14 protein-coding genes are annotated in these 15528 nt (G+C 64.1%); 6 read left to right on the forward strand and 8 right to left on the reverse strand.

Annotated features, from left to right (window positions below; translation table 11 throughout):
• Positions 1–7 precede the first annotated feature (7 nt).
• The 3 genes from AC0L27_RS08995 to AC0L27_RS09005 all read left to right on the forward strand — a co-directional run bounded on the left by AC0L27_RS08995 (position 8) and on the right by AC0L27_RS09005 (position 4114).
• A complete protein-coding gene (locus tag AC0L27_RS08995) occupies positions 8–1321 on the forward strand; it encodes a tetratricopeptide repeat protein (protein WP_354207769.1) in 1314 nt (437 codons plus the stop codon).
• Positions 1322–1520: 199 nt separating this feature from the next.
• Positions 1521–2096 (forward strand): hypothetical protein, encoded by a 576-nt coding sequence (locus tag AC0L27_RS09000; RefSeq protein ID WP_354061011.1) that lies wholly within the window; start codon positions 1521–1523, stop codon positions 2094–2096.
• A gap of 161 nt (positions 2097–2257) precedes the next feature.
• Entirely contained in the window at positions 2258–4114 is a 1857-nt protein-coding gene (locus AC0L27_RS09005) for a sensor histidine kinase (protein ID WP_354207766.1), read from the forward strand.
• Positions 4115–4191: 77 nt separating this feature from the next.
• Here AC0L27_RS09005 and AC0L27_RS09010 read toward each other — a convergent pair whose 3' ends face one another.
• Positions 4192–5751: an oleate hydratase gene (locus tag AC0L27_RS09010; RefSeq protein WP_473318674.1), complete on the reverse strand. Its 1560-nt coding sequence runs from the start codon at positions 5749–5751 to the stop codon at positions 4192–4194.
• Between the two features lie 401 nt (positions 5752–6152).
• On the opposite strand from AC0L27_RS09010, the gene AC0L27_RS09015 reads away from it, so the two are divergent.
• Positions 6153–6722 (forward strand): cysteine hydrolase family protein, encoded by a 570-nt coding sequence (locus AC0L27_RS09015; protein ID WP_354207762.1) that lies wholly within the window; start codon positions 6153–6155, stop codon positions 6720–6722.
• A 165-nt stretch (positions 6723–6887) separates the two neighbouring features.
• Positions 6888–7208: a hypothetical protein gene (locus tag AC0L27_RS09020; RefSeq protein WP_354061003.1), complete on the forward strand. Its 321-nt coding sequence runs from the start codon at positions 6888–6890 to the stop codon at positions 7206–7208.
• A 64-nt stretch (positions 7209–7272) separates the two neighbouring features.
• On the opposite strand, the gene AC0L27_RS09025 is transcribed toward AC0L27_RS09020, so the two are convergent.
• The 4 genes from AC0L27_RS09025 to AC0L27_RS09040 form a co-directional block, all read right to left on the reverse strand.
• The gene (locus tag AC0L27_RS09025; protein WP_354207760.1) at positions 7273–8544 is read right to left on the reverse strand and encodes a flavin monoamine oxidase family protein; all 1272 of its coding nucleotides are present in this window, start codon (positions 8542–8544) and stop codon (positions 7273–7275) included.
• Positions 8545–8554: 10 nt separating this feature from the next.
• Positions 8555–9262: a RibD family protein gene (locus AC0L27_RS09030; RefSeq protein ID WP_354207758.1), complete on the reverse strand. Its 708-nt coding sequence runs from the start codon at positions 9260–9262 to the stop codon at positions 8555–8557.
• 19 nt (positions 9263–9281) lie between these two features.
• On the reverse strand, positions 9282–9956 hold the full coding sequence (locus tag AC0L27_RS09035; protein WP_354207756.1) for an FABP family protein: 675 nt from the start codon (positions 9954–9956) through the stop codon (positions 9282–9284).
• A gap of 155 nt (positions 9957–10111) precedes the next feature.
• On the reverse strand, positions 10112–10372 hold the full coding sequence (locus AC0L27_RS09040) for a hypothetical protein (RefSeq protein WP_275170841.1): 261 nt from the start codon (positions 10370–10372) through the stop codon (positions 10112–10114).
• A 229-nt stretch (positions 10373–10601) separates the two neighbouring features.
• Between AC0L27_RS09040 and AC0L27_RS09045 the strand changes: the two genes are divergently transcribed.
• Positions 10602–11804, forward strand: coding sequence for an MFS transporter (locus AC0L27_RS09045; protein WP_354207753.1), 1203 nt, complete (start codon positions 10602–10604; stop codon positions 11802–11804).
• A gap of 51 nt (positions 11805–11855) precedes the next feature.
• Here AC0L27_RS09045 and AC0L27_RS09050 read toward each other — a convergent pair whose 3' ends face one another.
• The 3 genes from AC0L27_RS09050 to AC0L27_RS09060 all read right to left on the reverse strand — a co-directional run bounded on the left by AC0L27_RS09050 (position 11856) and on the right by AC0L27_RS09060 (position 15378).
• Positions 11856–13469 (reverse strand): acyl-CoA synthetase, encoded by a 1614-nt coding sequence (locus tag AC0L27_RS09050; RefSeq protein ID WP_354207751.1) that lies wholly within the window; start codon positions 13467–13469, stop codon positions 11856–11858.
• A gap of 157 nt (positions 13470–13626) precedes the next feature.
• Positions 13627–14115 (reverse strand): DUF2059 domain-containing protein, encoded by a 489-nt coding sequence (locus AC0L27_RS09055; RefSeq protein ID WP_354207749.1) that lies wholly within the window; start codon positions 14113–14115, stop codon positions 13627–13629.
• A gap of 45 nt (positions 14116–14160) precedes the next feature.
• Positions 14161–15378, reverse strand: coding sequence for an OpgC domain-containing protein (locus AC0L27_RS09060; RefSeq protein ID WP_354207747.1), 1218 nt, complete (start codon positions 15376–15378; stop codon positions 14161–14163).
• Positions 15379–15528: the final 150 nt, after the last annotated feature.

The following is a 15528-nucleotide window of genomic DNA, read 5'->3' on the forward strand; positions in this document are numbered from 1 at the left end:
GACACGAATGGCCCTCGAAGATCGCTACGGCCTACCGATCACTACCTCTTCGCCCGAGGCGGCATCCGCTTATCGCGAGGGCGTTGACCTCATGCTCTCGGGCTGGACCGGCACGGCGGAGATGCTGGAGCGCGCGATTGCGGCCGATCCGGATTTTGCGCTGGCCCATATCGCCCGCGCCCGCCTGCATGGCTTCTATCAGCAAGGCGATCTGGCACGGCAGAAGGCGGCCCTCGCGCGCGAGCTCGTGGTGACACGCGGCACGGAACGCGAGCGTTCGCATGTCGAGACGCTGGCGCTCGCAATCGAGGGCCGGCTGCCCGAGGCAATCGCGGCGACGATGAAGCACGTCCAGGCGTGGCCGCGCGATGCATTGGTGCTGTCGCTGCCGCTCGGCGCGTTCGGCCTGTTCGCGTTTTCCGGCATGGCCGATCACGACCGCGCGCGGCAAGAGCTGTGCGAGCGCGTCGCGCATCACTATGGCGAGGATTGGTGGTTCCTCACCATGTACGGCTGGGCAACGACCGAGAACGGCAATGTCGGTCGCGGCCGCGGCGTCACCGAGCGCGGCTTCGACCTGCGCCGGCAGAATGCCCATGCCGCGCACGCCGTGCTGCATGCGATGTTCGAGGACGGTTCGATCGAAGCGGCTGACCGGCTCGTCGACGACTGGATCCCCAGTTACGACCGCGCCGGCATCTTGCACGGCCACATCCGCTGGCATCAGGCGCTCGGCGCACTGGAGCATGGCGATGCCGCGCGGGCGCTCGCGATCTATGCCGATGTGCTGCAGCCGAAGGCGACACAGGCGCCGCCGCTGAATGCCGTCACCGACAGCGCGTCACTGCTCTGGCGCCTTTCGGCTTACGGCCACGCCGTGCCGGGAGCGCTCTGGGTCGAAGGCGATGCCACCGCGCAAAAGCTGTTTCCGAAATCGAGCCTGCCCTTCGCCGATATCCACATGGCGCTGTTCGCGGCAGCGACGCAAAATAGCGAGGCACTCGCCACACGTCTTGCCGCGATCGAGCAGCGGCTCGCCGATGGCAAGCTTCCGGCCGGTCCCGTGGTGCCCGCGGTCTGCCGCGCGCTGGCAGCCTTTGCGGACGAGGATTACGCGGCATGCGTGCAAATGCTCGCGCCGGTTCTCGGTGAGGTCGTGCGCGTCGGCGGCAGCCACGCCCAGCGCGAGTTGATCGAGGACACTTTTGTCGTTGCCCTCATGCGCGGCGGCGACCTGCGGCGCGCCCGCGCGCTGCTCGACGCGCGCCTGCACCGCCGTCCCTCCCTGCGCGATACGCGCTGGCGGGCGACGATGGGCTAGCTCCGCCACGAAAAAAACACCGGCCGGGCGGCAATTGCCGGTCGGGAATAGGTTGGGCGATATGGACGAATCGCAGTTGGGGGGTGGCGCGGTGGTATTTCAGACGGATTCGGCAGAACAAACGGGATCGCAACCAATTTGCGGTTCGCTGGTTATCGGACGGAACTTTTCCGGGGTTCCTTGGCACGTGAGCCTTCCGATGCGCCTCTGCCGACCAGTCTTCACCGCCGCCCTCATGGCCTTGGCAAGCCCTTGTTTTGCCGAGTCTTCCTTGTCGATTCCCGTCAACAACCCTCAGGCCCCAAACGCTTACGTCGACCTGCTGGCGCTGATGTCCGGCCACTGCAAGACGCTGAAGGTCGCCGGGCGTACCTTCGCCTGCAAGACGGTCGCCTACGCCCATGGTGACAAGGGCCGGGTCAATTTCGCGGTCGCGGTCGACGATCCCGCCGATGACAATCACGTCGTGTCGTTCTCCGGCGAGAACGGCAAGCGCGCCGACGACAACTCCTACGAGCTGCCGATCGACCGCATGCTGCTCAATTCCAAGGACCGCCCCAAGGTCGACGGCCTGCCGGTGCCGGCCGAGCAGACCTCCACCGGCCTCTGCCGCCAGACCGGCAATTTCGCCGCCAAGAAGGTGACTGACGTCACCTGCTCTGCCACCGACAGCGAGGGCCGCAGCTACGAACTGCTGTTCGTTTCCGACGGCACGCCCGTGAGCGTGCGTCGTATCAGGCAGTCGGCGCCGTCGATCCAGGATCCGTTCAAGTAGCGACCCTTCTTCGCTCTGGAGGCGGGCGAGGCGAACTGCCGCCTGCGCGGCACAGCCGGATCAAATCCTTTCGTTGAAACTTCGGAACCGGCAGGTATGCTCGGATGCGTCCTCATTGAGGAGGCGCCCGTTGCAGACACAGGCAGGCACAGAGTCCAGCAATGCGGATGGTCATAGCGATCAAGCGGCTCCTGATCGTCTGCCTGTTCGCAACCCTGGCACATGATTGCCCTGCAGCCGACGGTCCGGGGCAGCGCTCGATCCTGGTGCTGGAAGACGCCGACTTTCGTTCGCCGTTCTATTCGGAGATTTTTGCCGGTATCCGCACCGCGGCGAAGGAAAATGGACAGATCCATACCGTGATCTACGGCGAAAGCCTGGATCTCGCCCGTTTCCCGGGACCGGACTACGAGGAGAGCCTGCTCGGTCATCTCAAGACCAAATACGCGCACCGGTCGATTGACGTCATCGTCTCGATCGGCGTCGCGTCGGCGAGATTTCTTCAGGGGCACAAGCACGACATCTGGCCCGCCGCACCCGTGGTTTACGGCTTCGTGCCCGATCTGCCCGAGACGCGCGCACTGTTCCTGCCCGGCACGACCGCAATCTTTGCCAAGGTGTCTCCGGCGCAGATACTGACTGCGGCACGCGCGGTCGTTCCCGACTTGACCGGCGTCGTTCTCGTTGGCGATGCATGGAAAAATCCGCTGATATATGGCCACTGGAAACAGGAATTCGCGACCACGATGCCGGATCTCAAGATTATCGATCTGTCCGGCATCGTGCTGCGGGAGGTGCGCGAACGGGTCGGCTCCTTGCCCCCCGGCTCTGCAATTCTGACCTCGGCGATGTATTCCGACGGCGAAGGCACCCACTATTTGCCGGCCGCGGCGCTTGCGCGTGTCGCCGAGCGCGCGAACCGCCCGATCATCATCACCTCCGATACATTTCTCGGGCGGACGGGAGTTGGCGGCTTCCTGCTGCTGCCCGAAACCATCGGACAGGAAGCCGGCCAATTGGCAATGCGGATTCTCGGCGGCGAATCGCCGTCGAGCATCCCGCCCGTTGCCGGGGACAACGTGAAGCCGATCTTCGACTGGCGGCAGCTCAAGCTCTGGAATGTGGACGAAGCCCATCTGCCTCCGGGCAGCGAGGTGCGTTTCCGAGAACCGAGCTTCTGGGAGCAGTATTACTGGCGCGTCATGATCAGTGTCGGCGCGTTGCTGGTGCAGACGACGATGATCGCCATCCTCCTGCGCGAGCGCAGACTGCGATTCCTGGCGGAGATCGAGACACGCCAGCGCATGTCGGAGCTAGCCCACATGAATCGCCTTGCGACCGCGGGCGAGATGTCTGCCACGATCGCGCATGAGCTGAGCCAGCCGCTCGCCGCCATTCTGATCAATGCTGAGACCGCCGAGCAGGTGCTGCAGACACCGGCACCTGACCTCGGCGTGATCAAGGACATACTGGGTGACATTCGCCGAGACGATATGCGCGCCAACGAGATCGTCGTTCAGGTGCGCTCATTTCTGAAGAAGGCCCGCACAGAGCGGCGCGAGCTCGATCTCAACGCGACGGTCGGCGAGGTGTTTCGATTCCTTTCCGTACAGGCCCTGACCTACGACGTTGCGCTCGCGACGGATCGATCGTCCTCGGATATCCGCGTAACTGCCGACAAAGGGCAGCTCCAGCAGGCTATTCTGAATCTGGTCATGAATGCCATCGAAGCGGTGACCGATCTGCCGGAGGATCGGCGACGCATCGTCGGTCGAACCAGCCTTGCGAACAATCAGGCCATGATCTCGATCGCAGATGCCGGCGACGGCATCCGCACAGAAAAGATAACCGAAATCTTCAAGCCGTTTTTCACAACCAAGACGCAGGGGATGGGCATCGGCCTCTCGATCACGCGCACCATCATCGAGGCACATGGCGGGCGCATCTGGGCCGAGAACGCCCCGACAGGAGGCGCCGTCTTTCATATCAGCCTGCCACTGGCTGTGGCGCGATCGTGAGTCGGGGCGTTCTTCCGCCAGACGTCAGCCATCAGTCGGCGCCGTCGATCCAGGATCCGTTCAAGTAGCTCCACCCGTCACGTGAACGCCTTTTCCAGCGTCGCGAAGATCACCGCGAGCGATTTGTCGTGCCGCGTCACCGGCGGCACCGGGCGATCAATCTTCATCAGCTGATAGACCGCCATTTGGGCCGCGCGCACCGAATATTCGACGGTGAACACGACGTCATCGGGGATTTCGACGAACTGGCTGACGAAGGCGAGATTGACGGATTTCCTCGGCACCGGCAGCGGCCGGTCGGTCACGGTGCGCGGCATGAACATGCTGGTGATGTAGGGCATGCGGCAGGGAACGCAGATCGCATCCTCGAACACGCCAGGGTCGAAATTCAGGTGACCGCAAAGCTCCTTCAGGAGGTCGGCGCCGCCGCAATCGGACATCGGCTTGGCCACGAAATTGCCGACGCGGTCGGGATGCAGCGCATAGCCCCAGAACACCTGCACGTTCTTCGGCTGTCCGGCGAAATGCGGCTGGTGATACAGCACCACCGACATCAGCCAGTTGGAATCCTTGAACGTGACGAGGCCGCCGGTGCCGGCCTTGTTGCCGGAGAACGCCTCCATCTTGTCGAAGAAGCGCGGATCGCGGCAGGTGACAGTGAATGACAGCCAATAGGATTCCGGGATCGACGCGTTGAACGCGGATGGCTTGCCGAATTCGGGACGTCCGTCCGCGATTTTCTCCCACAGCGCCCAACCCTGGCTGTCGGACCTGGTCAGGCGCGGAGCCGGCTCGGTCATCGAGCCCAGGCTCGAGGCGTCCGTCATCGAGCCGTTCTGAAAGAACACGAGGTCGCCGTCCTCGAGCCGGACATTGGTGGTGCGGCCGTCGCGGTCGAGGACGAGCTGGCGCACCCGCAAGCGTCCGTCCTCGCTCTCGATCGCCATGTCGGTGACGGCGGTGCCGCGCACGAATTGCACGCCCTGCCCCTTGAGCCAGCCGGCAAGCGGCCGCACGATCGTGTCATACTGGTTGTAGACGGTGCGCTTGACGCCGGCGAGAGTCTCGATGCGCGGGAATTCGTTCATAAAGCGATGCAGATAGCGCTTCAGCTCGACCGCGCTGTGCCAGGGCTGGAAGGCGAAAGTGGTCTGCCACATGTACCAGAAATTGGACTCGAAGAATTTGGGCGACAGCCAGTCGGTGATGCGGCTGTTTCCCAGCGTCTCCTCCGAGGCCTCCGTGAGCCGCAGCAGCTCGAGCCGGTCGCGCGCGGAAAATCCCATATGCGAGACGTCGAGCTTGAAGCGGTTGCGATCGACCAGGCGCGCCCGCGAATGCACGGGGTTCTCGGTGTTGAACGCGACGGTTTCCTCGCGCACGCTGAGGCCGGGATGTTCGAGCGAGGGAATGCTCGATAGCAGGTCCCAGGTGCATTCGTAGTGATCGGTGGTGAGCATGCGCCCGCCGCGCAGCGAATAAGCGCCGTTCGCGAGCAGCGCGCCGTCGAGGCTGCCGCCGACCAGCGGCTGCGCCTCGTAGATCACGATGTCCCGCCCCGGCAGCTGCGCGTCACGAACGAGGAACGCCGCGCCCGCGAGCGATCCAATGCCGCCACCGATGAAATACGCCTTCATGTCCTGCCTCGATCTGCAATTTCGAATTTTCGCGGCGACATTGCATGGGGAGACACTGGCCTGAGTTGCGCTGGATCAAGCGCAACGCGCATGAGGATCACGTTGAGTTGAGCGATCGACTGATCAACCCCGGCAGCGCGACTCTCGTGTCCCGGACGCGCTGCAATGCTCTCGGCGTGCTGCGCAGAGCAGGGATCCAGAGCAGGGACCCCCATGCCGCACAAGATCCCGCTGGAGACATGGGCCCCGGCTCTGTAGCGCACCGTCGAAGAGACGCTGCGCTGCGTCCGGGGCACGAGGCGTCGCGAAACGAGGGAAGATTGGCATTGCGTGTTGTCACTATCGACTCGCATAGTCGGCGCAGTAAGCAAATCTGCAGGTAAGTCTGAAAGCCACCCCTCATGTCCCTCGCCCTTCCCGCCCTCATCGTCGTCGACGTCCAGCGTGCGTTCGACGAATGGGAGGCGGCGGGCAAGCAGCGCAACAATCCGGAGGCGGTGGCGCGTATTGCCGATCTCCTGGCGGCCTTCCGAACGAGCGGCGCGCCGATCTTCCACATTCGTCATGAGGGCACCAAGCCGTCCTCCTCATTTCTGCCGACGAGCTCCGGCTATGCCGTCAAGGACGAGGCGCGCGAGCGGCCGGGCGAGATCGTGATCGTCAAGCGCGTCAACAGCGCCTTCATCGGCACCGATCTGGAAAAGCGCCTGCGCGCGGGCGACATCGGCACGCTCGTCATCTGCGGAGCCACCACCAATCGTTGCGTCGAGACGACGACGCGGATGGCCGGCAATCTCGGCTTCGACGCACAGCTGGTGCGCGACGCGACCTGGACGTTCGAGCGGGTCGGGCCGGATGGCGACAGGCATTCTGCCGAGGAGATCCATGCGATGACGCTGTCGAACCTGAACGGCGAATTCGCGCGCATCGTCACCACCGATGACGTGATTGCGTCATTCGCGGCAGAGTGATGGCAGCGTTGCGATCGAAGCCCGTGATGCGACAATAAATCTCACGACACACACGGAGCCGCGCGAATCGGACGCCAATGAAACTGCGTCGTTTCGACGCCCGCACTGGCCGGAACGCACCTGACGACCATGTGTTGTCACACGACATTCAACTGGAGTGATGACATGAAGTATCTCATTGTCGCGATAGCCGTCGGTGCTGCGGCGCTTGCCGGAGGATCGGCGGCGAACGCGGCCAATTATTCAAGCGCGAAACAGAACGCGCCAGCCGCCCAGTCAACCGATATCAGCGCGCAGCACAGGCACCACCATCATGGCCATCGCCATCACTGGCGCCCTCACCACCATCACGGATTTCATCGTCCGCACTACCGGAGCTACGGCTATTATCCTCGGCACCACGGATATTACGGCGGCGGACCGTACGGATATTACGGCGGCGGCGGACCCAGCGTGACGTTCGGCTTCGGCGGCAGTCGCTGGTAAGACGGTCGCCCGAAAGGCAGCAATACGAAAGGCCCGCGAAATGCGGGCCTTTTTGCTCGTCAGCCTATCCCCGCAAGATCATCTCCGCCGTCTGCTGACCGCTCGCCAGCGCCGCCTCGACCGTGCCCATGTCGGCTCCGCGATAAAGCGCCTCGCCGGAGAACAGCACCGGTCCATCGCCGCGAGCTAGGATCGTTTGCGCCTCGCGTGTTCGCGGCGTCGCCCAGGAATAGGCGCCGCGCGCGTAGGGATCGTGCGCCCAGTTTGTCGCAGCGGCCGCAGTGAGCTCGCGCGCGAGGTCCTCGCGCGACAGGGCGAAGACAGCAGCAAGCGAATCGAGCCCCACATCGATCAGCGCTTGCGGGTCGAGGTGCGCCAGCGCTGCCGTGAGCGGGCCGCCGAACCATCCGGTAAGCACGGGATGCCGGTCCGGGTATTGCGTCCACCACACCGGGATGAGCTGGTCGGACAAAAGGAAGCTCATGTCCGCGAGCTCTTCCTTGCGCTCGCGCCACCATGGCCGCCTGAAGCGCAGCAGTATCTTGATCACGTTACCGAAGCCGATGTCGTCGGCCGCCGCCGCCTTGGCGCGCGCGCGGCCCGGCAGCCCGATCTCGCGCAGCAACGGCAACGGAACAGTGAGGATCACGCGATCACAGCCATGCACGTCGCCGCCGACACAGCGAACGGCGATCGCGCCGCCCTCCTCCTCGATCGCCGACACCGCGCAGCCGAAGCGAAAAATCACGCCAAGCTTGCGGCACTGGGCCGTCAGGAAGTCGATCATGGCTCCATAGCCGCCCCGGACCCGCGCCTGGGGTGAGTGCCCGCCAGCCATCCATTCCTCGCGCAGCGCCAGCGTGGAGACGCGCTCGGGGTCGGCCGCATCGTAGCCCTCGACCATTCGCTCGATCGAATGGCGCAGCCGCGCATGCTGATCCCCAGCAAAATGCCGGCGCAGGAATTCGGCGACGGTGAGGTCGTCGTTCAATTCCCGAACCACGGCGTGCAGCTCGGCCTCATGCGCATCGTGGCGATCCTCGCGCATGATGTCAGCGCCATCAAAGCTCCACCGCTCGCCTTCGATCTCTTGAAGAACCAGTCCGGCCTCACGCAGCAACGCGCGGGTCACCGGCGCCTTGCCGTGGACGAATTCGGCGCCGCCATCGGCGGGGTAGCCGAACTCCGAAGCAGGCAGCGGGTGGATGCGGCCGCCGCAGCGCTCGCGCGCCTCCAGGATCGTCACTGTCCTCCCGGCGCGCGCCAGCTCGCGAGCCGCAATCAGGCCGGCCGCGCCGGCACCGACGATGACGATATGCTCTGACGTTGCGGACATCTCGGCGCTGTTACTTGCCCACGGCCTGCGGATCGTTCCGGATCAGATAGCGCAGCAGCAGGACGCCGCCGCCGAGATCCCGCGTGCTCTCCAGCGTCATCGCGGTCAGCGGTGCACGCCGATCCCCGTCAGCGCCCGTGGAATCGAACACGAAGGGCGCGCCGTTGGCGCCGTCGATCGCGGGACTGAGGATCAGGTTGAACTCGTCGATCAGGCCGGCGCGCAGGAACGCGCCGTTGGCGACGCCACCGCCCTCCACCAGCAGGCGCTTCACGCCGAGCTCGCGGTTGAGAATGTCTACCGTCAGCGCGAGGTCGATCTCAGACTTGCCGGCAAAGATATAGGATACGCCCTCGCCGCGGAGCCCGGCGAGATGCGAATCGGAGACGCTCTCGGTCAGCACGACGACGATCTGATCGCCGCCGATATCGGAGCGGCCCCAGCCGATCTTGCCCTGCGCATCGAGCACGACGCCATAGGTTTTCGCGTCGCGTCGCGCGAACCAGTTTTCGCGCGGAAATTTCGCGTCTACCGTGGGATAAGGCTTGCCCTTGGCGAACTCCGAGCCGGTGACGCGGCCGATCACCCAGGCATCGCCGCCGAGCTCGTCATGGATCTTCTCGAACCAGTCCGTCCCTGCCCCCTGCGGGCGCCAGCGGCTCGGATGCGTGCGGCCGTCCAGACTCGAATGCATCAGACAGATGACGTAAGGCTTCATGCGCATCTCCAGGCCGCGCTCAGGCTGCCGGCTCACTGCCCTTCTCATTTCCCTTGGCGCGATCGTTCACGATCACCGCGAGGGGATTGAGCTTTGGCGGCGCGACGAGTTTGAGCGTGTTGGTGTCGCGGTGGTTGAACGGCGCGCCGCGCACGAACAACTCGGTCTGGATCAGATAGGTCCAACTGCCCTCGTCGTTGAAGGTGATGTCGCAGCGGTAAGCATCGGTGCGGAACGCTTGTTCCAGAAAATCAGTCGAGCAGATCCCGTAAGCGGTGTCGCCGCGCTTTGCGGTGACGGAGATCTCTTTGTCGTCCGGCCCGGCCTTGCCCGACGCCAGCAGCACCTGCCCGCGCGGGATCGCCAGCGTCTGCATGATCAGCCCGGTCTTGGGCTCCCACAACCAGTAGCCGACCTGGTCGTGGAAGGTGATGTCTTCCTCGGGCGTGTTGATGTGGATGTGATAGCGCAACCCATAGAGCAGCTGCGGCCCGTTGGCCTGGGGATCGATCGGGTCCATCCGGATGCGCTCGATGAAGGTCCGCCGCTCCGGTCCCTCCGCCTTCGGATTGATGTCGATCCCCTTGTCGGCCTGCCAGACGCCGGCCAGACGGCGGAGCGGGCCCAGATTGGCAAGGCCGTCGGGCGAGACGTCCTCAGGTTCGGTGAAGATATCGGCGGGAAGGGGGAGCATGGGTGTCCTCGCGTCGTTGCGAGGCAGCAATAGCATGAGAGCGCGGGCGTGGCTCGTTCTCAAGCCTCACAATCGGGAATGGACATAGGCGCCACGCGCAGACGATCCGCGAAGCGGAGCCGAACCGACTTGGTTCGGCCCGGTCGCAAAGACGTCTAGTGGCGGTGGTCGCGGACGATGGACGTCGCGTTCAGGGTTGTCACGACGTTCGCCAATGCGGTCGCTGCGAGAGCCACGAGGATGTCGTTGCGCATGTCACGATCCATCATGATGCGGCTGCGTCCGGCTGACGGCCGCCGCAGCCGCGAGTGGTAGGTCGGTTGCGCTTTCGCCGTGCCGCTGAAGCCGCACAGCAGCAATCCAATCGAGAGGACCGCGACAGCAGGACGCGCAACGAAGCGTGACGACAACGTCATGACCATGTCCTCCCAGATGTGAGCAGGGCGATTGCATATGAAGAACGATATGGCTGGAAGCCCGCCTGCGGCCGGCGTTCAGGATGACGGATGATGGGGCCCGCCGCCCCGGCAAGGCCTGGAACCAACCCGATCAGCGTTCGTTAAACTCTCGTCCGCGCCAGAACGATTGGCTGAAAGGATCATGTCCCACCCGCCGTATTCCGGCTGAGACCCCGTTTTGGTATCGATGACATCGCGGTCCCCCTCCTCGTCTCGTATCTGGCCCCTGTTCGCTCTCAACTTCTTCATGGCCGACATGCAGTCGGGCATCGGCCCTTTCGTCGGCGTCTTCCTCCAGGAGCGCGGCTGGGCGACCGGGCTGATCGGCACCGCCATGACGATCGGCAATGTCGCGGGCATGCTGGTCACGACGCCGATCGGCGGCTTCATCGACGCCAGCCGCAACAAGCGCATGTGGGTCGTCATTCCCGGCATCTGCGTGGTGCTCGCGTCCGCTATCATCCTGGTCTCGCAGAATTTCTGGGCGGTGACGTTCTCGCAGGTCGCACAATCGCTGGCGAGCGCCGCGATCGTGCCGGCGGTAACCGGCATCACGCTCGGCATTGCCAAGCAGAAGGGCTTCAACGCGCTCAACGGCCGCAACCAGGCGTTCAACCATGCCGGCAACATGGTCGGCGCCGCGCTGTCGGGCTATCTCGGTTACAAGTTCGGCTATGTCTCGGTGTTCGTGCTGGCGGCTGTGTTCGGCGCCATCGCGATCGCCTGCGTGATGATGATTCCGGCCAAGGCGATCGACGATCGCGCCGCGCGCGGCAGCAAGGAAGACGATCCCGATAGCGCGCCGGACGCGTTCACGATGCTGCTCAAGCACCGCGCGCTACTCGTGCTGGCACTGGCGCTCGCGCTATTCCATCTCGGCAATGCCGCCATCGTGCCGCTCTATGGCCTGGCGGCGGTCGCCGAAGGCCAGGCCAACGGACCGAGCTTCGTCGCGACCACCGTAGTGATCGCACAAGGCGTCATGGTCATCACGTCGCTGATCGCAATGAAGGCGGCGAGCAAGCGCAACTACTGGCCTATCATCCTCGTCTCCTTCATGTTCCTGCCCATCCGCGGCGTGCTCGCATTCTTCGTCACGGGATGGTGGGGCGTCGTACCGATGCAGGTGCTCGACGGCCTCGGTACGGGACTCCAGACGGTTGCCGTCCCCGGCATGGTCGCGCGCTCGCTCAACGGCACCGGCCGCATCAATCTCGGCCAGGGTGCCGTGATCACCGTGCAGGGCATCGGCGCGAGCCTCAGTCCCGCGCTTGGCGGCTGGATCGCGCAATGGATCGGCTACGGCCCGACCTTCCTGCTGCTCGGCGGTTTTGGCCTCGCGTCCATGGCGCTGTGGTTCGCGTTCGGCGCCCACGTGAAGAAGTATTGAGGCTTCCTTCTCGCTCTCCCCGTTCTTGCGGGAGAGCGAGAAGGAGAATCGTCAAGTCCCAAAATTCTTCTGGATCGCCTTGTCGAGTGTTTCGCCACCGACGAAGCGTTGGCGCAGCTCGCGCTTGAGCAGCTTGCCGCTCGGGTTCTTGGGCAGGGCATCGACGAATATGACGCGCTTGGGCACCTTGAAATGCGCCATCTGGCCGGCGCAATGCTTGATGACCGTGTCCTCGTCGAGCTTCTCGCCGCTCTTGACCACGACGATCGCAGTCACTGCCTCGATCCAGCGCGGATCGGGCAGGCCTACCACCGCAACCTCGGACACTGCGGGGATGCGATAGACCATCTCCTCGACCTCGCGGCTCGCGACGTTCTCGCCACCGGTCTTGATCATGTCCTTGACGCGATCGACCACAGTGATGTGACCCTCTTCATCGACGGTGGCGAGATCGCCGGAGTGAAACCAGCCGCCGGAGAACGCAGCCGCCGTCTTGACAGGATCGTTATAATAGCCGGAGAGCAGATGCGGCGAGCGGTGCACGATCTCGCCCACCTCTCCGACCTTCACATCCTCCATCGAAGTGTTGACCACGCGGGTCTCGACATTGAGCACTGGCTTGCCCGCCGAGCCGGCCTTGCGCAGCTGGTCCGCAGGACCCAGCACGGTCGCGAGCGGCGCGATCTCGGTCTGGCCGTAGAAATTCCAGAACTTCACGCTGGGCAGGCGGCGCTGGAGCTCGAGCAGCACCTCCACCGGCATGATCGAGGCGCCGTAATAACCCTTCTGCAAGGTCGACAAATCCGTCTTGTCGAAATTGGGCGAGCGCAGCATCGCGATCCAGATCGTCGGCGGCGCGAAGAACGACGTGATCTTGTGCGTCTGGATCAATGACAGAATGTTGTCGGCCGCAGGCTTGCCCGTGATCACGCCGGAGGCGCCGAGATAGATTTGCGGTCCCAGGAACACGTCGAGCTGCGCGCAATGATAGAGCGGAAGCGCGTGCAGGAATTTGTCGTCCACGCTCATGCCGCCATCGATGATGCAGCTGACATACTGCCACATCACCGCTTCATGGGTCAGCATCGCGCCCTTGGGCAGCGACTCCGTGCCGCTGGTGTAGACGATCTGCGCGAGATCACGGCTGTCGACGGAGGCCTCGAGGTACGAGCCGTCGGGGCTGAGGAGATCGTCGAAGGTGGTGAGGCCCGCCGGCGCCGTGGCGGGATCCTCCCCCGGCAGCCAGATCATCTTCTCGACCGCGCAATTCCTGGCGCTGGCCGCGCGCGCGGGCTCGACGAAATCAGGGCCGGCCGCGAGCAGCTTTGCGCCGGAGCTTTTCAGGATGAAATTGATCTCGTCCGGGTTGAGCATGAAGTTGATTGGCACCAGCACCGCGCCGATCCGGGCCAATGCGAACCGGATCGCCGCAAAGGCGTGCGAATTGCGCGAGAGCACGGCGAGGCGGTCACCCTTTTTCACGCCGAGGCCAAGCAGGCCGCGGCCGAGCCGATTGCAGATCGCGTCCATCTCGGCAAAGGTCCAGCTTACATTGCCGCAGCTCACCGCAAGCTTGCCCGGATCGCGGCCCGCCGCGCGGCGCAGGATGTCGCCGATGGAATGCTCGCGGGCCTTCGAGATGGTGGCTGCGATGTCGCCGGTCATTTCCGTTCCCCTGAATTTTCTCTTTGCGTGAATTGCCAGCCTGAACCCAGTCAGGCCATGGCATTCACGCGCTTCTTGTCTTCGCAAAAGCGTAGTCGGGGCGACCGGCCACGTCAAATCAGCCAGCGAGCGCGGCGCCATTACGCAAGAGTTGAGCTCAGAGCTTGTGCCCTTTCTGGCGCAGCGCCTCGATGAGGCGCTGCTTCAACTCGTCGGCCGTCTTCTGGCTGACGTCTTGGCTGATCCGCGCGCTTGCCTGCGCCAGCGCATCCGACTTCTCCAGAAGCTTCTTCCCGGCCGGCTGGGCATAGAAAGTCTCGATCTGGCGCAGCTCATCGATGCTGAAGCTCTGGGCATAGAGAGCGGCGACCTGGTCGATCATCGAAGTGAGGGCTGGAGTGTAAATCTCGGAGCCGGGTGCCGTCACCGCGTCATAGTCGCGCTCGATTTCCGGCCTGTCCTGCGCGACCACGGGCCTCAGCTTGAGCAGGAGCTGCGGCAACAGCGCGCGATACTGCTCCGCGATCTTCAAGGTGACCACGAGCTTGCGCGCCGCGCTCATTGCCTCCGGGGAGGGTGCTTGCGCCGATGCACCAGAGATCAGGAGCAGGAGGGCGCCGGCGATCGTCAACACAAGTCTGGGCATGAACCTCTCCGTTGGATCTCTCGACGAAATGCAGGCCGGCGATAGTCAGTGACCCGCGGGCGCCACGGCAGACCTGTCCGCAGGCGCACTTTCCAGGACGGTGTCGGCCTCCTCGATCTCCGTCACCTTCACGAACAGGTTCGGCACCCGTTCGGCCCGGTCGAGCAGCCAGGCGGCGGCGATCATGATGACGATGCCGACGACGGAGACCGCGAGCTGCTCCCAGACGCCCCTGGTGTATTGCGTCAGGATCCAGTGCGCCGAGAACGACAGGAAGACGCCGAGGCAGAAGATCGGCAGCGAATGCTGACCGCAGAGGATCACAGGACGCAGCCACGCCCTGTGCAGGGTCCGCCATTTGCGCGAGATGAGATGAGTCACCCAGATCGCCAGCGCCAGGAAATGCGTGAAGCGCAGCATGTCAAGGTCGGTCTTGTCGATCGGGTAGATCGCCTTGATCATCCACTTCGGGATCAGGGCTTCGAGCGCAGGGACGTGCCAGGTCATCACGATCAGGAGCGCGAAGGCGAGCCAGGCCGCGGCCAGCGCCATCGCCGCCTTTGACCACACCCATCTCGCGACCTTGTCGATCTGGCCGATGCCGCACCAGGCCGCGAACACGAACATCAGCTGCCAGCAGAACGGGTTGAAGTACCAGTGCGTGCCGGGCGGATAGGAGGCGACGTTCCAGTCGAACCAGCGCGCCAGCACATAGAGCACAACGGATGCGGCGAGCGTCAGGTTCGGCCGCCGCACCAGGCACCACACGATGAAAGGCGATGCGAACACCAGCGTGATGTAGAGCGGCAGCACGTCGAGATTGACCGGCTTGTATTTCAGCAGGATCGCCTGCCCGATCAGCTCGTCCGGATGCGACAGGAAATTGAACACGTTGAACTCGTGCTCGTACATCGGATTGTCGAAGCGGCGCGCGGTGCGGGCGATCTGCGCCGTGAACAGCAGGAACAGCATGATGTGGGCGACATACATCTCGATCGCGCGCCGCCACAGCCGCTTCAGCGCGGCGACAAACCAGCCGCCCGCGACGATCGGCCCGTAGATCCAGCCGACCAGATAACCGGAGATGAAGACGAAGAATTCGGCGGCATCGCTGAAGCCGTAATTGCGCAAGGTCAGCCAGGCCACGACGTCGTGCGGAATGTGGTCGAGGAAGATCATCCACAGACCGATGCCGCGAAAGAGATCGAGCCGCAGGTCGCGCTCGACCGGCGCGAGCAGCGCTGACTGGTCCCGTGTGATCATGGCCCCGCCTCGTTCGGTGGGCGTCGCGCCGTCGCGGCGCCGAAAAATCGGATGCTAAAAAATTGAAATCAAAAGTCGCCTGGCCGTGTGGCCAGGGCCGACGGTAGCCGACCTTGCTGCGCGCGCAAGGGCAGAGTCATCGGAGCGGAC

The organism is Bradyrhizobium sp. Ken51, from assembly GCF_055807435.1.